At 55.2% G+C, this 19,220-nt stretch carries 17 protein-coding genes and 2 riboswitches; of the genes, 15 read left to right on the top strand and 2 right to left on the bottom strand.

From position 1 onward, the window contains the following. Positions 1 to 164: 164 nt before the first annotated feature. Entirely contained in the window at positions 165 to 848 is a 684-nt protein-coding gene (locus AC127K_RS00380) for an ATP-binding protein (RefSeq protein ID WP_294542854.1), read from the bottom strand. Between the two features lie 259 nt (positions 849 to 1,107). Here AC127K_RS00380 and AC127K_RS00375 point away from each other — a divergent pair, with 259 nt between their 5' ends. The 5 genes from AC127K_RS00375 (at position 1,108) to AC127K_RS00355 (ending at position 5,504) form a co-directional block, all read left to right on the top strand. Continuing rightward, positions 1,108 to 1,611 (top strand): CarD family transcriptional regulator, encoded by a 504-nt coding sequence (locus tag AC127K_RS00375; protein ID WP_294542856.1) that lies wholly within the window; start codon positions 1,108 to 1,110, stop codon positions 1,609 to 1,611. Positions 1,612 to 1,879: 268 nt separating this feature from the next. Next, complete coding sequence (locus AC127K_RS00370; protein ID WP_483721165.1) at positions 1,880 to 3,118, top strand: glutamate-cysteine ligase family protein; 1,239 nt, start codon at positions 1,880 to 1,882, stop codon at positions 3,116 to 3,118. Continuing rightward, positions 3,105 to 4,439 carry an ATP-grasp domain-containing protein gene (locus tag AC127K_RS00365; protein ID WP_483721164.1) on the top strand — a complete coding sequence of 445 codons (1,335 nt, stop codon included), beginning with the start codon at positions 3,105 to 3,107 and terminating at the stop codon, positions 4,437 to 4,439. The genes AC127K_RS00370 and AC127K_RS00365 overlap by 14 nt, the downstream gene beginning before the upstream one ends. A 62-nt stretch (positions 4,440 to 4,501) precedes the next feature. Next, a complete protein-coding gene (locus AC127K_RS00360) occupies positions 4,502 to 5,023 on the top strand; it encodes a hypothetical protein (RefSeq protein ID WP_294541238.1) in 522 nt (173 codons plus the stop codon). Between the two features lie 16 nt (positions 5,024 to 5,039). Then, positions 5,040 to 5,504, top strand: a complete 465-nt coding sequence (locus AC127K_RS00355; RefSeq protein WP_483721163.1) for a hypothetical protein — start codon at positions 5,040 to 5,042, stop codon at positions 5,502 to 5,504. A gap of 52 nt (positions 5,505 to 5,556) precedes the next feature. Here the strand turns inward: AC127K_RS00355 and AC127K_RS00350 are convergent, their stop codons facing one another. After that, the gene (locus AC127K_RS00350) at positions 5,557 to 6,651 is read right to left on the bottom strand and encodes a mechanosensitive ion channel family protein (RefSeq protein WP_294541234.1); all 1,095 of its coding nucleotides are present in this window, start codon (positions 6,649 to 6,651) and stop codon (positions 5,557 to 5,559) included. Positions 6,652 to 6,819: 168 nt separating this feature from the next. Then, positions 6,820 to 6,943: riboswitch (FMN riboswitch) on the top strand. A gap of 143 nt (positions 6,944 to 7,086) precedes the next feature. Here AC127K_RS00350 and AC127K_RS00345 point away from each other — a divergent pair. The 10 genes from AC127K_RS00345 to AC127K_RS00300 all read left to right on the top strand — a co-directional run bounded on the left by AC127K_RS00345 (position 7,087) and on the right by AC127K_RS00300 (position 19,210). After that, the gene (locus AC127K_RS00345; protein ID WP_483721162.1) at positions 7,087 to 7,683 is read left to right on the top strand and encodes an ECF transporter S component; all 597 of its coding nucleotides are present in this window, start codon (positions 7,087 to 7,089) and stop codon (positions 7,681 to 7,683) included. Positions 7,684 to 7,774: 91 nt separating this feature from the next. After that, positions 7,775 to 7,871, top strand: a riboswitch (SAM riboswitch). Positions 7,872 to 8,007: 136 nt separating this feature from the next. Next, positions 8,008 to 9,159 (top strand): methionine adenosyltransferase, encoded by a 1,152-nt coding sequence (gene metK, locus AC127K_RS00340; RefSeq protein WP_483721161.1) that lies wholly within the window; start codon positions 8,008 to 8,010, stop codon positions 9,157 to 9,159. A 184-nt stretch (positions 9,160 to 9,343) separates the two neighbouring features. After that, positions 9,344 to 9,814, top strand: coding sequence for an N-acetyltransferase family protein (locus tag AC127K_RS00335; RefSeq protein ID WP_483721160.1), 471 nt, complete (start codon positions 9,344 to 9,346; stop codon positions 9,812 to 9,814). Positions 9,815 to 10,154: 340 nt separating this feature from the next. Continuing rightward, positions 10,155 to 12,368 (top strand): SF1B family DNA helicase RecD2, encoded by a 2,214-nt coding sequence (gene recD2, locus AC127K_RS00330; protein ID WP_483721159.1) that lies wholly within the window; start codon positions 10,155 to 10,157, stop codon positions 12,366 to 12,368. Between the two features lie 83 nt (positions 12,369 to 12,451). Beyond that, positions 12,452 to 13,135: a ComF family protein gene (locus tag AC127K_RS00325; RefSeq protein WP_483721158.1), complete on the top strand. Its 684-nt coding sequence runs from the start codon at positions 12,452 to 12,454 to the stop codon at positions 13,133 to 13,135. Continuing rightward, positions 13,132 to 14,187 carry a rod shape-determining protein gene (gene mreB, locus AC127K_RS00320; protein ID WP_294541222.1) on the top strand — a complete coding sequence of 352 codons (1,056 nt, stop codon included), beginning with the start codon at positions 13,132 to 13,134 and terminating at the stop codon, positions 14,185 to 14,187. The genes AC127K_RS00325 and mreB overlap by 4 nt, the downstream gene beginning before the upstream one ends. Positions 14,188 to 14,259: 72 nt before the next feature. Further along, complete coding sequence (locus AC127K_RS00315) at positions 14,260 to 16,863, top strand: ATP-dependent helicase (protein ID WP_483721157.1); 2,604 nt, start codon at positions 14,260 to 14,262, stop codon at positions 16,861 to 16,863. A 16-nt stretch (positions 16,864 to 16,879) separates the two neighbouring features. Then, a complete protein-coding gene (gene thyX, locus AC127K_RS00310; RefSeq protein ID WP_483721156.1) occupies positions 16,880 to 17,662 on the top strand; it encodes an FAD-dependent thymidylate synthase in 783 nt (260 codons plus the stop codon). Beyond that, complete coding sequence (locus AC127K_RS00305; RefSeq protein WP_294541216.1) at positions 17,655 to 18,329, top strand: dTMP kinase; 675 nt, start codon at positions 17,655 to 17,657, stop codon at positions 18,327 to 18,329. The genes thyX and AC127K_RS00305 overlap by 8 nt, the downstream gene beginning before the upstream one ends. A 35-nt stretch (positions 18,330 to 18,364) precedes the next feature. Further along, a complete protein-coding gene (locus AC127K_RS00300) occupies positions 18,365 to 19,210 on the top strand; it encodes a GNAT family N-acetyltransferase (protein ID WP_483721155.1) in 846 nt (281 codons plus the stop codon). The last annotated feature ends 10 nt before the right edge of the window (positions 19,211 to 19,220 follow it).

Below are 19,220 nucleotides of genomic sequence, written 5' to 3'. Positions count from 1 at the left end.
GGGGCGACCGGTGAAAATTTCATATTCCGGGAAAAACGGTATGGCAGGAAATGACAAGTAAAACTGCTTTACAAAAAGAAAAACAGTTTTCCAGCCAAAGGCAGATTGCCTCGGGAAAGAAAACTGTTGGAGAAGGTTGGAAAGTCAGGGCAGAAACAGCACACTCAATTTTCCAATACCCGTCCGTCAATGGAGATGGTTACGACCCGGCAGGGCACGGTCTGGCCACTGGCAAGCAGGGCCCTCTGTACGGCATTGGCCAATCCACCGCAGCAGGGAACTTCCATGCGTACTACGGTCAGCGAAGCGATTTTGTTCGCCTGCAGAATGGCGGTCAGCTTTTCGCTGTAATCCACAGCATCCAATTTGGGGCATCCGATCAGGGTCACACGGTTGTGCATGAATTCCTGGTGCATGCGGGCATAGGCAAACGCAGTACAGTCGGCCGCCACCAGTACATCCGCCCCGGCAAAGAACGGAGCATTCACCGGGACAAGCTTGATTTGTACCGGCCACTGACCCAGGCAGGAAGCACGCATAGGCTGATTTGCCGGCGCTGCAGGTGCCATCTGATGCATACGCTGACCGGGACAGCCCGCAGGAACCTGTTTATGCTGCATGTGCTGGGCAACGGCAGCTTCATCGTAAGCCGCTGCTTCCCGCTCCACGAAGCTGATAGCACCGGTGGGGCAGGTGGGCAGGCAATCCCCCAGTCCATCACAGTAGTCATCCCGAAGCAGGACAGCCTTGCCATTCTCCATTCCGATGGCGCCTTCGTGGCAGGCCCGAGCGCAGGCACCGCAGCCATTGCACTTTTCTTGGTCGATGTGAATGATTTTCCGAATCATGAAGAGCTCCTTTGATCATATGGATTTGCATTGATTATATCTGAAAAGACACCAAATAGCCGTTGCATAAACAACGCAAATGAAAAAATCTTTTTCGTGAGTTTCAGTGATACACAAAAACGCATAAATTTTGCCGGGGACATGTGGAGCAAAATCAACAAAAATCACGCACAGACGAAAAAATGCCTTTGTCGGGGCTGATTTTTTGTGTTATAATAAAAATATACGAAGCAATGACGAAGAAAGAAAGTGGGGTATCATGTATAACGTTGGGGACATCATTGTATATGGTGAACATGGCATCTGCCGTGTGGCAGCGGTTGGCCCGCTGAACCTGGGCGGACCAGGTGACCGACTGTATTATACGCTGCGTCCGTATTACCAGCCGGAACTGGTCATCTATGCGCCCATTGACAACGAGCGCGTGGTGATTAGGCCGCCGGTGACCAGGGAACAGGCAGAGCAGATCGTCAAGGAACTCCCGGAGGTTCCCGAACTGGAAATCCCCGATGAAAAAGGCCGCGAAGCATTGTACAGCCAGATTCAGCACGGCTGCGATTGTCGGGCGTTGGCCGGTCTGCTGAAAGCACTGCATCGCCGCCGTGCCGAGCGGCAGCAAAAGGGGCGGCGTGCCACCAGTGTGGATGAACGCTATTTTCATGCGGCAGAAGACCAGCTGTACGGCGAGCTGGCCTTTGCACTGGGCATGAACCGTGAGGACGCACCGGAATACATACGTACCTGCCTTGGGCAGGCTGAATAAAGGATCAATCCTCCGCCATAACTGAAATTTTACAGGTTGGCGGAGGATTTTTGCATGCCTTTTCAGATAACGGCATATCCATGGCATCGGATACCAAAACTGACATGGGGGTACGTTTTACCTTTGTTGTAAAAGTCTGTGTTTGGCCCGGTGCAACTGTTTTGTGCCCATTGCTTTTGCAAAAGGTTGGGTGTACAATACCCATGTGCATGCCATATGAGGCAGGGGAAAGCTCCTGCTGTGGCGTGCGCGGAAACAGGAGGGTATTTTGGCAAACCTGAGAAAGCAAAAAGAAGCCCTGGTCAATTATTTTGAAGCAGGCTGCAAGCCTGTGGGAAAATTGACGGTCGGGTTGGAAGTAGAACATTTTATTACCGGGGCAGATGGAAGCCCTATTGATTTCGAGCAAGTTCAGCAGGTCATGAAGGCACTGCAGCAGACCGGTGATGTGCCTGTGGTGATGGACGGCGAATATGTTGGGTTTTACAATGATGCTTATGCGGTTTCCCTGGAACCCGCCTGCCAGCTAGAAATCAGCATCTTGCCCCAGCCCAACGTCAGTCGTCTGATGGCGGTGTATGAAGGCTTTGCGGCGCGTATGCACCGCGCTTTGGCCCAGCAAGGCTTGCGCGGGTACAATCTGGGGTATCATCCCACCCGGCGGGCCGCAGCGCTGCCGCTGATTCCCAAAAAGCGGTATGAAGTGATGGACCGGTATTTTCAAAAGCGGGGACATCACGGCATCCAGATGATGCGTGCTACCGCCTCTACCCAGGTTTCGGTGGATTATTACAGTGAACAGGACTTTGTACGCAAGTACCGCGTGGCATGCCTGATGGCGCCGCTGCTGGCTCTGCTGACAGATAATGCGCCCGTTTATGAGGGGCAGCCCAACCATGCCTACAGTGTGCGCACTTCTGTCTGGAACGATGTGGACCCCGACCGCTGCGGCATTCCGCCGATTTTGATGGATGCGGATTTCGGGTTTGAAAAGTACGCTGACTATATCCTGCAAAAACCCCTGGTGGTGTCCCGCCGGGGTCCTCGAACCGAAGGCGTCGGCCGAAAATCTGCTTTTGAAGTATATCCTTCCGCCATGGGGCGGGACGAGATAGAGCATGTGCTGTCCATGTTCTTTTTTGACGTGCGCCTGAAAAGCTATATAGAGATCCGGGTTGCGGACAGCATGCCGGCCGCTTATGTGGCTGGCTATGCGGAAATGGTCAAAGCCATTCTGTCCAGCCCTGCCGCACAGGAAGGCATCCTGCGCCATTATGCAGGCGCAACGGTGGAAGACATTGAAGCGGCCAAGACGGGAATTTGCTGCAACGGTTACAAGGCGCAGGTTTATGGACGCCCGGTGGCCGACGAAGTCGCGTGGCTGATGGCACAAGCCAAGAGCCGTGTTACGACCCCTGAAGGGCGCCGCAACCTGGAGCCGCTGGCGGCTCTGGCTGCACAGAAGAAAACCATCCGCGAAACGGTGACTGAAAATGAATCATTTTAAGAATGCCCTGACATTGGATGCCGAATATCTGGAGATGGCCCGTCGGAATCCGCAGGAACTGCGCCAGAATTTTGATGCCATTGTAGATTATATGAAACATTCTACGGCAATTCACCATGGAGAGTATGTCCGTACCTGTTTCAAGCCCAAACTTCTGACCGAAAGCCAGTTCTCCCAGATCAAGGCGGATATGCAAGTGTTGTATTCCATCTTTGACCGGGTTATGACGGAGTACGAATCCGACGCTTCTTATCGAGCTCTTTTCGGATTTGATCCCCGCATCGAAGAACTGATTCTGCGGGCCAACAGGGCTCCCTCGCTGCTCCCCATGGCGCGCATCGACTTCTTTTATAATGAAGAAACGGGCGCGTATACGTTCTGTGAGTTCAACACGGACGGCGCCAGTGCCATGAACGAAGACCGGGAACTGCACAATGCCCAGCAGCTTTCGTCCGTGTATCGGGAATTCACGGCAGCCCACAAAACACGCCGCTGCGAATTGTTTGACAGCTGGGTCGCGACCATGGAACGCATCTGGCAGCGCGCCGGCGGCCATGGAACCCCGCGGGTGGCCATCGTGGACTATATGGAATGCGGAACGGTCAATGAGTTTGAGGTCTTCCGGCAGCATTTTGAAAAGGCGGGAATCCCGGCGGAGGTCTGTGACGTGCGGGCGCTGCAGTATGACGGGTATGTCCTGACCGGCCCTGCCGGAGCAAAAATCGATATGATTTACCGTCGGGCCGTCACCAGTGATGTGCTGAATCATTACGAGGAGAGCGGCGCTCTGCTGCAGGCTGCCAGAGATAATGCTGTTTTGCTGGTAGGGGATTTTCATACCCAGATTGTGCACAACAAGGAGCTGTTCCGGGTGCTGCATCTGCCGCGTACCATGCAGATGCTCACAGACGAGCAGCGGGACTACGTGCAGGCGCATGTGCCTTATACCGCAGAGTTCGCAGCGGAGCACCTGCCCATGGTGCTGGAAGATAAGGATCGCTGGATCCTGAAACCGACGGATTCGTACGGTTCCCGTGGGGTCTATGCCGGAGTTGAATACGATGCTGACCGCTGGGCCGAAGTGGTTCGCACTGTGCCTTATACCGGATATCTGCTGCAGGAATTCCATACCCCTTATGTGACCGAAAACTATGGTCTGAAGGGGGAAAAATTCGGCCTGAATCGGTACTATAACCTGACCGGCATCTATACCTATGACGGTGTGGCGCAAGGCGTATATTCCCGCGTGTCGCTCACCCCGATTATCTCCTCCCAGTACAGCGAAAAGACCTTGCCGACCTTGCTCGTGGCGGATGAATGACAGACCCAGTTTCTGCGGATACTAGCCAAAAGACCGACCTGATCGGGAAAGGGGCACAGTTCATGCGGGAATCATCTTATCATGCCATTCTGACAGAAATGACGGTACGTGCTCTGTGGGAGACACAGAACGTCATTGACTGTATCCCCGATGATCTGTGGGATAAACCCTATGGCGGTGCTCCGATGTGGCAGCACATTTATCACATGCTGCATGGGCTGGACCAATGGTTCATCAATCCCCGGGACCGGGATTTTGTGGAGCCGCCGATCCATACGCCGCTGCTGCAGGATCTGGCCATCTATCCGGCCACCCATCTGAACCGCCGCCAGATCAACGATTATTTCCATACCATCAAGGCAAAACTTTCGCTGTATCTGCCGGCCCTGCATGATGAGGATCTTCTGCAGCGTCCGGAAGGCTGCGAATGGACCCGCATGACGTTGATCCTGGCGCAGTACCGGCATCTGCACCTTCATCTGGGGATGCTGATGGGATTTGTACAGGCTGCCACGGGGCTGTGCCCTCGTGTCCTGGATTTGGGCAGGGAAATACCGCTGGGACCTTATGACCCTTATGAGTAAGAAAGGATGTTTGCCCATGAAACACCGGGGACGTCTGATGATCGCCGTCCTGGCTGTGATGGTGCTTCTGTGTGGCTGCAAAAAGCAGCAGCCGGAAACGACCTGGCAGACGATACTGCCCAATACGGGAGTGTCCGTGGAGTTGTCCGGCTGTGAAGTCAGCGAGTCTACCGATATTTGGTACCCGGAAGATGGGTCGCCGGGGCAGGAACTTTGCCTTCTCCGTGTGACGGACGTGCCTACGCTGACATGGTATCATGTGACGGCGGAGAACGTGGAAGTTGCGTTTGTCCTGCCCAATGAGGGCGGTTATCAGGGATACAGCACTTCGAAGCCCATTGAAAAGGTAGACTATTGTCCGCAGGACGCAGGAGAAGATTCACTTCAGTATCGTTTTGACACAGCGTACAGCTTCATTATCACGGTTACCACCGACCAGGGAACGGACCGCTTTCTGCTGGATGCCAGACGTGACATATAATCATATAATAAAGAAGCCCGACCTCTTTTGGTCGGGCTTCTTGGCTGTCTGGTTACTTTTCCGGCGTTTTTTCCAGGTACACGCTGGTGGACGGAAAGGCGAAGGAACATCCTTCCTTTTCCATCAGATCCATGATTTTCAGGTTCACGCGGTTTTTCATAGCGCGGAAATCTGCCAGACCCAGCGCCGTTACGTACATGCGCACATCAATATCAATGCTGGAAGCACCGAAGTTTGTCAGGCACACCTGCACGGTATCCGGCTGTGCGTCAGGATCGGCTTTGCACAGTTCGGTCAGGGCAGCACACAAGGCCTCGATTTTTTCACGGGATGTATCGTAGGTGACTCCGATGACGAAATTCCACAGACGACTGTTGCGGTCGGTCACGTTCTGGATGTATTCGGCGCTGACCTTGGAGTTTTCTACCGTGATCTGGCAATTGTCCGGGGTGCGCAGCTTGGTAGAGCGGAAAGAGATCTCCTCGACGGTGCCTTCAAAGCTCCCCAGGACAATATAGTCTCCGATGCCAAAGGGACGTTCCATGACCAGGGTAATCCCGGCAATCAGGTTGGAGAGGGTGGATTGTGCTGCCAGAGACACCGCCAGACCGGCTACGCCGGCACCGGCCATCAGACCGGCTACCGGTACGCCGAACAGTTCCAGCATAGCCAGAATGGTGATCACAACGACCATGGCCCGATAAATCTTTTCAAAAAAATGGGTCATGGTTTTGTTGCTTTCCAGATCCAGGCGATTCTGTGCGCTGCGCAGCAGAAGACCGCACAAAGCTTCACTGCGCCAGAATCCCAGCCCAAGCAGTGCAATGGAGATGGAACCGAACACCGGTCCGGCCAACAGCTCCGTTTGCCGGGGCGTCAGCGGCAGGGGAAAGGCGAGCACCGCCAGGTAAATCAGAAAGGTGCGCAGCAGTAAGACCAGTGAGCCGTAAAATCCATCGTACAGGATCCGCAGCCATTCCGGCATGAAACGCAGCAGCTTTTTCCGCAGACTCTGGATCAGACTGCGATACAAACGTGTACCAAATACGGCAGCCAGGGCCAGAATTGCGGTCAGCAGAATACGGAGAATATCGTTATGGGTATTGATAAAACCCATGAAGAGGGTCCAGAATTCCCGAATTGCCATTTTGCATGTTACTCCTGTACAGACAGAAAAACAGGTGATTTGCACCTGTGTACGATCAATTGCGTATGTGGTAAGGATACCGTGAAATACCGCGCGTGTCAAGGCCGGGACATACTGCAAAAAAACTGCTTGCATTCTCTGTAAACTGTGCTATACTGTTGCACAGAAAGTCTGTTTCAGGGCGGGGTGAAATTCCCCACCGGCGGTAAAGCCCGCGACCGGCTGCCAAGGCAGCCGCTGATTCGGTGAAATTCCGAGGCCGACGGTATAGTCCGGATGGAAGAAACGGAAGCTCGCTTTATTTGACTTGCATTCCGTGCCCTGCTGCGTCCTTGCGGCAGGGCACTTTTGCTTGGCAGGAAAACAAGCCTCCCGACAGCTGTGGCAACCGGCTTTCACTATTTTGCTAGGGCCGCAAGGCCGGGAGGTATTTTTATGAAAACCAAAACGCATATTCGTGAACTCACTGTGACTGCCATGCTTTCAGCCATCGGCTTTGTGCTGATGATGGTGGATTTCAGCCTGCCCATGTTCATCCCTTTCTTTGTCAAGATGGATATTTCGGAACTGCCGGCATTGCTGGCATCCTTCAGCCTGGGCCCCGTGTATGGTGCGGCAGTCTGCCTGGTCAAAAACATTCTGGCGGCGATTTTCCATGGCTCCACCGGCGGGATCGGCGAAGTGTGCAACTTTTTGTTGGGTGCGGCCTTTACCGTTACGGCCGGACTGATTTACAAGTACCACAAGAGCCGCAAGATGGCGGCTATTGGTGCACTGGTGGGTGCTGTTGTCATGGCGCTGATCAGCGTGCCGGTCAACTACTTCTTCACCTATCCTGTGTATGCCCAGATGTTCGGCGGCATGGACCTGATTCTGGGGGCCTATCAGGAACTGAATCCCAATGCCACCAGCTTGCTGTTTTGCCTGGTCATGTTCAACCTGCCTTTCACTTTTGTAAAAGGCCTTCTCGATTCGGTGCTCTGCTTCCTGATTTACAAGCCTCTGTCTCCAATCCTGCATGGCCGCCGCTGATTCTTTGACGGAATTCCTGAAAAAGTTGTCGCAAAATCGTTGACAACTACCAGGTGTTGTGTTATTATACTCCTCGACATCAGAATAAGGTGACTTATCAAGAGTGGCTGAGGGAACAGGCCCTGTGAAGCCCGGCAACCTGCGCATGCGTAAGGTGCCAAGTCCTGCGGGAAACCGGAAGATAAGCGTTTGCGCGCGTTTCCCGCCGTGTGTGGGAAACGCGCTTTTTGTTGTGTTTGCCGCCGTGACGGAATGCGTTGCATGGTTTTCGTCAAGTTGCCTTTCTGACCCGCAATATTTTCCTACAATAGGAGGCAGCTTACTATGTCCAAATTCCTGTTCACATCCGAATCCGTTACCGAGGGGCATCCCGACAAGATCTGTGACCAGATTTCCGATGCCATCCTGGACGCTATCCTGGCACAGGACCCCGGCGCCCGCGTGGCTTGCGAAACCACCTGCACCACCGGTCTGGTCCACATCATGGGTGAAATTACCACCACCTGCTATGTGGATCTGCCCGGTATTGCCCGCGGCGTCATCAAGGATATCGGCTATGACCGTGCCAAGTATGGCTTTGACTGTGATACCTGCGGTGTGATGACCAGCATCGACGGCCAGAGCCCGGACATCGCATTGGGCACCAACGATGAGGTGGCCGGTGCCGGTGACCAGGGTATGATGTTCGGCTATGCCTGTAATGAGACCCCCGAACTGATGCCCCTGCCCATTTCTCTGGCTCACAAGCTGGCCAAGCGTTTGACCGAGGTGCGCAAGGATGGCACCATGGGATATCTGCGCCCGGACGGCAAGAGCCAGGTCACCATCGAGTATGTGGACGGCAAGCCTGCCCGTGTGGATACCGTGGTCATTTCCAGCCAGCACAGCCCGGAAGTCAGCCAGGAGCAGCTCCACGCCGACGTGATGGAGCATGTCATCAAGGATACCATTCCCGCCAATCTGCTGGATGAAAACACCAAGTACTTCATCAATCCCACCGGCCGTTTTGTGGTGGGTGGTCCCCAGGGCGACAGCGGCCTGACCGGTCGCAAGATCATCGTGGATACCTACGGCGGCTATGCCCGCCATGGCGGCGGCGCTTTCAGCGGCAAGGATCCCTCCAAGGTGGACCGTTCCGCTGCCTATGCAGCCCGCTGGGTGGCCAAGAACCTGGTGGCCGCCGGTCTGGCCGACAAGTGCGAAGTCCAGCTGGCCTATGCCATCGGCGTGGCCGAGCCGGTTTCCATCTTTGTGGATACCTTCGGTACCGGTGTGGTGGCAGACGAAAAGCTGGAAGCAGCGGTGGAAAAGGTCTTTGATCTGCGCCCCGCAGCAATCATCCGCGATCTGGATCTGCGCAAGCCCATTTACCGCAAACTGGCGGCCTATGGTCATATGGGCCGGGAGGACCTGGGTGTCAAATGGGAGAACACCGACCGTGTGGAAGAACTGAAAGCCGCAGTCGCCTCCCTGTAATTTTTATCGGATCATTCATAGAGCAGGCTCTGTGCCCGGACAATGCCCGATCGGCATTACGGGAAAGCAGAGCCTGCTTTTTTGATGAAAAGGCAAAAACTTGAAAAATGAGAAAACGGATGTATAATTTTACATATATAGTCTTTTTGTCAAGCAAAATATTTAGAAGGGAAGCGCATGAAACATGAAGATCCGCAGAGCTGAAACCCGCGATATGGACCGCATCAATGACCTGCTTCTGCAGGTAGAACTGGTCCATCACGGCATCCGCCCCGACCTGTTCAAGAACGGCGGGCGCAAATATACGGATGAAGAGCTGGCCGCCATCATCGCGGATGATGAGCGCCCCATCCTGGTGGCAGTGGATGACAACGGATATCTGCTTGGTTATGCCTTCTGCATTTTCCAGCAATATCTGAACGACAATATCATGACAGATGTGAAAACTCTGTATATTGATGATCTGTGTGTGGATGAAGCTTGCCGTGGGCAGCATATTGGTCGTGCACTGTATGAGGCGGTCCTGGCCTACGCCCGGGAACATGGTTGCTACAATGTGACGCTGAATGTGTGGGCCGGCAACGACAGGGCCCAGGGCTTTTATGAATCCTGCGGATTTAAGCCGCTGAAAACCGGTATGGAAATCATCCTTTAATTATTATTGTGGTGCAAGGAGTCCCCGCTGCCTCTGACAGAGCAGCGGGGACTCCTTTTATAAAATGAGGCTAGGGGAGGACAGTGGCTCCCGACGGGGGATCCTGCAGGCTTGTATCATTCCGCACGGCTTCAGGAACTGACCGTTTTCGATTGCCGGCCGCCGAAGGCGATTTGATGATCGGGTCTGGGTCGGAGATGAAAGCGATATAACGCCAAACAACGGAGCAGACTATCTGAAAAGGACTGCCAATGCCATTGCCAAAAAAGGGGGAGTTGGATATAATATAAAGGTATATTGGGTGATTCTGTCCCCAAATCCAAGAAAGGAGGAAACGACCATGGCCGGAGAACTGCTCAAGCTGGAAGGCATTGTGGAACATGTGATTTTTGAAAATCCGGAAACCGGGTACGCGGTGTTCGAAGTGGACGCCGGTGGCACCGATGTGGTTGTTTCCGGCAATGTGGGCAGTATTGACAATGGTATGTCGGTGGTGGTGTATGGGCAGATGACCAACCACCCCAACTACGGGGAACAGTTCCGTGCGGAGACGTGCGAGGCCGCCCTGCCGCAGGACACGGCAGCCATCCAAAGTTATCTGGCCAGCGGCGTTCTGCCGTATATCGGGTCATCCACAGCCAAAAAGATTGTGGCAAAGTTTGGGGCGGAAACACTGACCGTCATTGCAGAGGAACCGGATCGTCTGTGTGAAATCAAAGGCATTACTCCCCAGAAGGCGACGGCTATCTCCAATGAATTCCGCCGCCTGTATGGTGTACGGGAAGTTATTGCCTGGATGGCCCGGTTCGGCCTTTCGGCCCAATGTGCGGTATCGGCGTACCGGGCTTTTGGACCGCACACGGTGGAGGCGCTGAACCAGAACCCGTATATGCTGTGTGGTGAGCCCTTGAATCTGAAATTTGCTCAGGTGGATGGGATTGCCAACACCCTGCAGGTAGAGGCGGACAGTCGCCTGCGTATTGCGGCTGGCCTTTTGTATACACTGCGCCATAACTCCGGCAATGGTCATACTTGCCTGCCTTGTACCAAACTCGTGGATGCTACCGCTCAGTTCCTGCGCCAGCAGCCTGACCTGGTGGAGAAAAACTTGCGGGAAATGCTGTCCGGGGATGAGCTGCGTGCCCGTACCTATGACGGGACAGAATACATTTATCTGCCGGACCTGCTTCGTGCGGAGGAAGATATTGCGGTACGCCTTGGGGAAATCTCGACCTTTCCCACGGAAGCACCACCTACTTTGGATAACGATATCCGGGTACTGGAAATGGCCCAGGGCTTTTCCTATGCACCGTTGCAGAAAGAAGCCATCCGCATGGCATTGTCCAATCGTGTGATGGTTTTGACGGGTGGTCCCGGTACCGGCAAGACGACCACGGTCAATGCCATTCTCACTCTGTACGAGGGCATGTATGATCGGGTGGCCCTCTGTGCTCCTACCGGGCGGGCAGCCAAACGGCTGAGCGAACTGACCAGGCACAGCGCCTCCACGATCCACCGTCTGCTGGAAGTGGATTACTCCACCGGGACTGTGCGCTTTATCCACAACGAAAAAAATCTTCTTCCTTTTGATGTTATCATCCTGGACGAGATGAGTATGGTGGATGTCAAGCTGTTTCAGGCACTGCTGGCGGCGGCGCGTCCCCATTGCCGCATTATTATGGTGGGAGATGCTGATCAGCTGCCCAGTGTTGGCCCCGGCAATATTCTCAGCGAGATTCTGCGGGCCGGAATATTGCCGACTGTGCGACTGACAGAAATCTTTCGTCAGGCACAAAAAAGTCTGATCATCCAGAACGCTCACCGCATCGTTCATGGGGAAATGCCCCGCGCCGGTGGCCGTGATGACGATTTCTTCATGATTGAATCCTATGGTCTGGCATGCCAGCGCCTGGTGTGTGATCTGGTATCCAACCGGCTGCCGCGCACCTATGGGCTGGACCCGGTACGGGACATCCAGGTACTGTGCCCTACAAAGAAGGGACCTACCGGAAGCACCGAATTGAATCACCGCTTGCAGGCGGTACTCAACCCCCCTTCGCCCGATAAGCCCCAGATTGTCTGGGAACAGACCGGTCGGGTGCTGCGTTTGGGGGATAAGGTCATGCAGATCAAAAACGATTATGACATTCCCTATGAGCGGTCAGGGGCAGAGGCCGGCGTGGGGGCTTATAACGGGGACCTTGGCATCGTAACCGAGGTGGATCCCTCGGCCCGCAGCGTCACCGTGCTGATGGATGACCGCAAGTATGTATACGGAGCGGACCAGCTGGCGGAACTGGAACCGGCTTATGCGGTTACGATCCATAAGAGCCAGGGCTCGGAATTCCCGGCAGTGATCATCCCGGCGGCGGATGTGCCGTCCCGCCTTTGTTACCGCAATCTTTTGTATACGGGTGTGACCCGTGCGCGCAAGCTGTGCATTATTACCGGAACAGGACGCACTGTACAGACCATGATTCAGAATGTGCGCCAAAATCTTCGTTACAGCGGTTTGCGCTATCTGCTGGCGGACGCCGTCGGCCATAAATCATGAAGGGGGTTCCGGAACGCCTTGCCGCGCTGCTTTGGCCGCGGCGATGCCCGTTCTGTGACCGCGTCCTGCCGAAGGATGCCTTTATGAGATGTATCTGCCGGGAATGTCTTCCGGAAATAAAGCGGCTGACGCATGAGCCACCCCGGCTGCCGGATACGGAACATGAGTTTTATGCCGTTTCAGGTGCGGCCAGTGCCTTTTATTACAGCGATGGGGTACGCCATGCGATCCTGCGATGCAAAGAGCACGGCCATCCCTGGTATGCACAGGAATTTGCGGACATGATGGCAGTGATGGTTTTTGGAGCCGAAGCGTCCGGATATATGTCCGGAACTCCGGTTTACCATGCTCCCGGCGGACTTCTTCCGTACACCGTGATTGTTCCGGTCCCGCCGAGAAGACGCGGAAGCGGAAGGATGCCGTATCTGCTGGCCAGACGACTTTCCCGGATCTTGGGAATTCCCTTGTCCTGCCCGTTGCACACCACACGGGAAATGAAGCCCCAAAAGGGGCTGGATCTGGCCGGAAGATTGCAGAACACAAAGGATGCATATGCCTGCCGATCCGGCACGGACCTTTCGGGGGCTCGTGTTTTGCTGGTAGATGATATTATCACCACCGGTTCAACGGTCTCGGCTTGTGCGCTGGCCCTGCTGCAGGGCGGCGCAGTTTCGGTATTTGCAGTCAGTGTTGCCGCCAAAGAGGAGTTGCCCCCTGAAAAACGGGTGCCCAAACAACAGCAGCCTCAGGAGAAACAAAGCAAATGAAGCAATACGATATTGGCATTGATTTAGGAACAAGCACCATCATTATTGCTACCGAACAGCAGGGGGTTATTTTCCGCCAGCCCAGTGTCGGTGCGGTGGATACCCGTTCCAATACGGTCATCGCGGTGGGGGAGGACGCTCTGCGCATGGTAGGGCGCGCCCCCCGCTATATTGACATTGTGCGCCCGTTGCGAGACGGCGTGATTCAGGACCACAGGATGACCAACGAACTGATCGTACGGTTTATCAACCAGGTATGCCCGTCCCGCCTGATCCGACCCCGGGTGGCGGTTTGCGTGCCGGCGGCCATCACCGGTATTGAAGCTGATGCCGTGGTGGAATCGGTGATGGCTGCGGGAGCCAAACAGGTCTATCTGGTGGATGAACCAGTGGCGGCTGCCCTTGGTGCGGGGCTGGATATACGCACGCCCCGCGGCTGTATGGTCATTGACATCGGCGGCGGCTCCACTGACATAGCAGTCATCAGCATGGGCGGGCGTGTCCAGGCCGCCAGTCTTCCGGTGGCCGGCAACGCTTTTGACAATTGTATTGCGCAGTATGTGCAGGAAAAGTTCAGCATTGCCATCGGGCCTTTGACCGCCGAAGCACTCAAAAAGCAGGTGGCATGCTGTTCCCAGAGCGAATTTGAAGGCGTGATGGAAGTACGGGGCCATTCCTGGGAGACAAATCTGCCGGCGCGCCGTCTGATCTACACCCGCGATTTGTATGCACCGGTACGGGAACTGGCTGCCCGCATTGCAGCGGCGGCCCATAATGTACTGCAAAATACCCCGCCGGAACTGGCAGCAGACGTGGGCAAGACCGGCATTTTGCTGACAGGCGGTGGTTCCATGCTGCGGGGACTGGCCGGGTATCTGGCCGGGGAACTGCATGTGGATGTGGCCATTGCGCCTGATCCACTCAACTGTGTGGCACGTGGTACTGCCGCCAGTCTGTCCATGGGAAAATACCTGTCGGCCGGTTTCCGGGACGCGACTCCCAAGATCTGGAAAAGTCGGATCATGGGCCCCCGCGACCCTTTCCATGAATAAAAATTTGTGGTATACTGGAAAATCAGAATTTTATCTTTTAAGAGACTGCAGGAGCGAAGGAAGAAATCACCTATGCCTGACGCCATTTTGAATGAATATTTACAGTTGCGGGATCGGTATATCGAATCCTGCTTTACCCGTCTGAACCCGGTTCAGCGCCAAGCGGTGTTTACCACTGAAGGTCCACTGCTGATTTTGGCAGGAGCCGGTTCCGGAAAGACCACCGTGCTGGTCAACCGCATTGCCAATATCATCCGGTTCGGCAGAGCCCATGGCAGCCGGGAGGTCTGCCGGCCGGTGACCCAGGAAGATGTGGATTATCTGCGCAATACCATGGAAAGCGGCCGCAATCCTTCCGCCGATCAGGCCCGACTTTTGGCGGTGGAACCGGCCCGTCCCTGGGATGTGCTGGCCATCACCTTCACGAACAAGGCGGCCGGAGAGCTGAAGGATCGCCTGAAGGCTATGCTGGGAGAAACCGTGGGCAGTGATGTACATGCCTCCACGTTCCACTCTGCCTGTGTGCGGATTCTTCGCCGGGATGCCGAGCGCATCGGATTTCCCACCAGCTTTACCATTTATGACTCCGACGACCAGCAGCGGGTTGTCAAACAAATCTACAAGGAACTGATGATCGATGATAAGTTCCTGCCCCCGAAGCAGGCAATCGCACGGATCAGCGCGTTCAAGGACAAACTGCTTTCAGCCAGGGATGTGGCTTCCGAACCGCCCAAGGATACAAAGGCGGCGCTGGTCAGCAAGATCTATACTACCTACGCCGAACGTCTGAAGACGGCAGGCGCCATGGATTTTGATGACCTGATCTTCCACACCGTGCAGATGCTGAAGAAGGACGCGGAGGCGCGGGAATACTATCAGAACAAGTTCCGCTATATCGTGGTGGACGAATACCAGGATACCAGCGTGGCGCAGTTCCATCTCGTCCGGCTGCTGGCGGGCGGAACAAACAATGTCTGCGTAGTTGGCGACGACGATCAGTCCATCTATAAATTCCGCGGCGCTACCATCGAAAATATTCTGAACTTTGAAAAAGTGTTTTCCGGGGCCAGGACCATTCGTCTTGAGCAGAATTATCGCTCCACTTCCAACATCCTGAACGCGGCAAACAGCGTTATCAAGAACAACAACGGCCGTAAGGGCAAGACCCTTTGGACCGAAAACGGTACCGGGGCCAAAATCCATCATTATACGGCGTCCAGCGAGCAGGACGAAGTCAGTCACATTGCCGATATCATCGGACAGAATCTGCGCAGCGGCGCCAGCTTGCGGGATCATGCGGTGCTGTATCGGATGAATGCCCAGTCCAGCCCTGTGGAAGCTTATTTTGCCCGGGCTGGTATTCCGTACCGCATTGTGGGCGGCCAGCGCTTCTTTGACCGTAAGGAAGTCAAGGATATCAACTCTTATCTGGCTATTGTGGTCAACCCCCGGGATGATGTACGGCTGCGCCGGATCATCAACGAACCGGCCCGCAAGATCGGTGCCACCACAGTGGATAAGATCGCCGAACTGGCGGCCTCCCGCGGGGTGCCCATGCTGCAGATCATCTCTGAGGCGTCTACCTATCCTGCACTGGCCCGCGCCGCTTCCGCGCTGGGCGCGTTCTATGACATGTATCGTACCTTGTGCGATTTGTCCGTCACTTTGCCTTTGGATAAGTTTGTAGGCGAGGTGATCCGTAAAACCGGATATGAAGCCATGCTGAAAGCCCAGAAGGAAGAAGGAGAGACCCGTCTGGAAAACCTGGGTCAGTTGGTCAACTCGGTCAAGACCTATGCAGACCAGAACGGGGAGGATGCAACGCTGTCCGGATTCCTGGAAGAAGTAGCCCTGATTGCTGATATCGATTCCTATGACGAAGATGCCGACTCGGTTACGCTGATGACCCTGCACAGTGCCAAGGGCTTGGAATTTCCGTATGTCTTTATCATCGGCATGGAGGATGGTGTTTTTCCCGGAGACCTGGCCCGTTATAACGAGGAGGACATGGAGGAAGAACGGCGTCTTTGCTATGTGGGCATTACGCGAGCAAAGAAGGAACTGTATCTTTCTTCTTCCCGCAGCCGGATGATCTTCGGACAGACCCGGCGCAATCCGCCGTCGGAGTTCCTGAATGAGATCGACCCCGAATTGCTGGAGGAAACCCAGAGTCCTGAGCTTGCCGCCATGGGGAGCGGATTCGGAGCCGGATACGGCACGTATTCCGCCAACGTACCCGGCGGCCGCAGCGGATACTCCGGCACATCCCGCGGCTACCTGAACAACGAGTACAATGCCGGCTTTGGCAGCCGGTATGCCTCCGGCGGCGGTTTCCGCAGTGGTTTTGCAGCCACCGGAGGCCATGAAAGTCCCCGCGGGATCGGTCATCATACGGTTCCCGCAAGCGGATTCGGAGCCGGATACGGTTCTTCCCGTTCGGCGGCGCCTGCCGGAGCCGGTTCTTCTACCTTGCTGGACCAGCCCTCTGCATCCAAAAAGAAGGCGGTGGGCTTTGAACCTGGCGATTTTGTGGACCATAAGGTCTTTGGCCGCGGCAAGGTTCTCAAAGTCACCCCTGTGGCGGGAGACTGCATTGTAGAAATTCAGTTCGACCGTGTGGGGGTCAAAAAGACGATGGCCAATTATGCGCCGCTCACAAAACTATCCAAGGAATAAATGGGGGAGATGCACCATGCTGGTCAACCTGATCGCACATACCAACGACCCGGAAAAAACGGTGGCCGCAGCGGCCAAACTTTGCTATTCCGATGCTCATATTGAGACATTGCTGGACGGCCTGACGCCGGAAAAAACAGCCGCTTTTCTGCAGCGGCTGAATGATGTGGGCCATGCCAGCCCCATTGAGCATGCCTCCTTCACATTTGGCATCGAAGGGGTCAGCCGCACGTTCCTGGCACAGGTCACCCGCCATCGCATCGCTTCTTTCAGCGTGCAGAGTCAGCGGTATGTCCGCCTGGAAGATTTCCGCTATGTTATTCCGCCGGAGATCGAAGCCATTCCGGAGGCGAAGACGCAGTTTATTGATTCCATGAACGAGGATGCCCGCCGGTATCTGGAACTGGTCAGAACCCTGGAAGACGCCCATACCAAAACCTTTATGGCGGAGGGGCTGGATGAGAAGGCTGCCCGTGCCAAGGCGTCCAAAAAGGCAAATGAGGATGCCCGGTTTGTATTACCCAATGCCTGCGAGACAAAAATGGTAATGACCATGAACTGCCGCAGCCTGATCAACTTTTTCCAGCTGCGCTGCTGCGAACGGGCACAATGGGAAATCCGTGCTGTGGCAGACCGGATGCTGGAGCTGGTTCTGCCGTTGGCACCGCACATTTTTGCGGCAGCAGGGCCGCGCTGTCTGACCGGTCCCTGTCCCGAAGGCCGCATGTGCTGCGGCCGACAGGCGCAGGTGCGGCAGCAATACTCCGAAATGAAAGAGAAGGTACTCAACCATGGGTAAACTGATCATCTTTGAAGGGCTGGATGGTTCCGGCAAAGGCACGCAGACCGACCTGCTGTGCAAGACTCTGCGTGACCGCGGGCAGGAACTGCGGCAGATCACTTTTCCGGATTATGAAAGCGATTCTTCTGCGCTGGTAAAGATGTACCTGTCCGGCAAGTTTGGCCAAAAACCGGATGATGTCAATGCATTTGCTTCCTCCACCTTCTATGCGGTGGACCGCTTTGCCAGCTACAAGACCAACTGGGGCGATTTCTACCGCCGTGGAGGACTGGTCATTTCGGACCGGTATACCACGAGCAATGCTGTGCACCAGTGTTCCAAACTGCCGCCCATGCACTGGGATGGTTTCCTGGAATGGCTGTTCGATTTTGAATATAAAAAGATGGGCATTCCGGCGCCGGATGCGGTGGTATACCTGTCTGTAGACGTGGATATTTCTCAGAAACTGATTGCCGAGCGCTACCACGGAGACAAAAACAAGATGGACATCCAGGAAAAGGATGCGGAGTATCTGGCCCGGTCACGGGCGGCGGCTGAATACTGTGCCCGGAAACTGGGATGGCGGCGCATTGTCTGTACCAAGGAAGAAAATGGTGTCAAGACCATGCGCAGTGTGGAAGATATCCACGCCGAAGTGCTTTCCAAGCTGGCAGACGTGCTGTGACGGCCTGAAAGCCGGCGGGAAAGGGGGCAGATGGAATGGCTGCTGTTTTGCGCAAAGCCACTGCGCAGGATGTGGATACATTGGCGGATTTGCGCGCACAATCCTTTGGCACTGATATGCAGGAAGCCAGATCGTGGCTCCGGAATATGGCCGGGTTGGAGAATGTGCTGGTCCTGGAACGGGCCGGAACGGATGGAAAACCCGGCGTTCCAGCTGCCCTGCTGGGGGCTGTGCCGGTGGAATGCGGACACCGAAGGGGGGTCTGGTTCTGCGGGATGCTCACCCGTCCAGAGCTGCGCGGCCGGGGGCTGATGAGCCATCTTTTGGATACATGCCTGCGGGCTTACGCGGCGGGCGGATATGACTTTGCCGTCACCGTTCCGGAATCCCCTCATGCAGGACAGGCCTTGAAACAACTGGATTTCAAGAATGCCTTTCCGCTGCGTGTGGTACGAAAACCCATCGAACACAATCTGCGCGCCGTGGCGGAATTTGATAATATGACGGTGCGCCGGCTGATCGATGCCCGCATGCGGTATCAACCTGCCTGCATCACCCTGCCGGAAACGACTGTTGCAGAGATGGTGACCCGGCTGTACCAAAAAGGAATGACCATTGTTTCCAATCATCGGGGATATGGCCTTTTCTGTCAGCAGGGGGATGTGCTGCAAGTGATGGAACTGCAGGCGGACAATGATCACTGTGCCGATATCCTGCTGCAGGCAGCACGGGAGAAGACCGGCGCCGAATATGCCAGCATCCTTCTGGCAGAAAACCAGACCTTATACCTGGGAGCAGGGAAGCGGTGCGGATATGGTATGATCCGTTTCCTGTCAAAGCCGTTTCCCATCACGGACGTATATTTCCGGCTGCTGCAGTAATCGCGGGGCC

Source organism: Subdoligranulum sp. DSM 23681 (genome assembly GCF_057005535.1).
Note: the sequence above shows the minus strand (reverse complement) of the source record. Positions and strands in the feature narration are given on the sequence as shown.

What these genes read in the sequence shown, in the direction of transcription:
- mreB (WP_294541222.1), top strand. Translation starts at nt 13,132, where the DNA reads ATGAAGCAATACGATATTGGCATTGATTTAGGAACAAGCACCATCATT.
- AC127K_RS00350 (WP_294541234.1), bottom strand. Translation starts at nt 6,651, where the DNA reads ATGGCAATTCGGGAATTCTGGACCCTCTTCATGGGTTTTATCAATACC.
- AC127K_RS00380 (WP_294542854.1), bottom strand. Translation starts at nt 848, where the DNA reads ATGATTCGGAAAATCATTCACATCGACCAAGAAAAGTGCAATGGCTGC.
- AC127K_RS00315 (WP_483721157.1), top strand. Translation starts at nt 14,260, where the DNA reads ATGCCTGACGCCATTTTGAATGAATATTTACAGTTGCGGGATCGGTAT.
- metK (WP_483721161.1), top strand. Translation starts at nt 8,008, where the DNA reads ATGTCCAAATTCCTGTTCACATCCGAATCCGTTACCGAGGGGCATCCC.
- recD2 (WP_483721159.1), top strand. Translation starts at nt 10,155, where the DNA reads ATGGCCGGAGAACTGCTCAAGCTGGAAGGCATTGTGGAACATGTGATT.
- AC127K_RS00375 (WP_294542856.1), top strand. Translation starts at nt 1,108, where the DNA reads ATGTATAACGTTGGGGACATCATTGTATATGGTGAACATGGCATCTGC.
- AC127K_RS00325 (WP_483721158.1), top strand. Translation starts at nt 12,452, where the DNA reads ATGAGATGTATCTGCCGGGAATGTCTTCCGGAAATAAAGCGGCTGACG.
- AC127K_RS00335 (WP_483721160.1), top strand. Translation starts at nt 9,344, where the DNA reads ATGAAGATCCGCAGAGCTGAAACCCGCGATATGGACCGCATCAATGAC.
- thyX (WP_483721156.1), top strand. Translation starts at nt 16,880, where the DNA reads ATGCTGGTCAACCTGATCGCACATACCAACGACCCGGAAAAAACGGTG.
- AC127K_RS00305 (WP_294541216.1), top strand. Translation starts at nt 17,655, where the DNA reads ATGGGTAAACTGATCATCTTTGAAGGGCTGGATGGTTCCGGCAAAGGC.
- AC127K_RS00300 (WP_483721155.1), top strand. Translation starts at nt 18,365, where the DNA reads ATGGCTGCTGTTTTGCGCAAAGCCACTGCGCAGGATGTGGATACATTG.
- AC127K_RS00360 (WP_294541238.1), top strand. Translation starts at nt 4,502, where the DNA reads ATGCGGGAATCATCTTATCATGCCATTCTGACAGAAATGACGGTACGT.
- AC127K_RS00365 (WP_483721164.1), top strand. Translation starts at nt 3,105, where the DNA reads ATGAATCATTTTAAGAATGCCCTGACATTGGATGCCGAATATCTGGAG.
- AC127K_RS00355 (WP_483721163.1), top strand. Translation starts at nt 5,040, where the DNA reads ATGAAACACCGGGGACGTCTGATGATCGCCGTCCTGGCTGTGATGGTG.
- AC127K_RS00345 (WP_483721162.1), top strand. Translation starts at nt 7,087, where the DNA reads ATGAAAACCAAAACGCATATTCGTGAACTCACTGTGACTGCCATGCTT.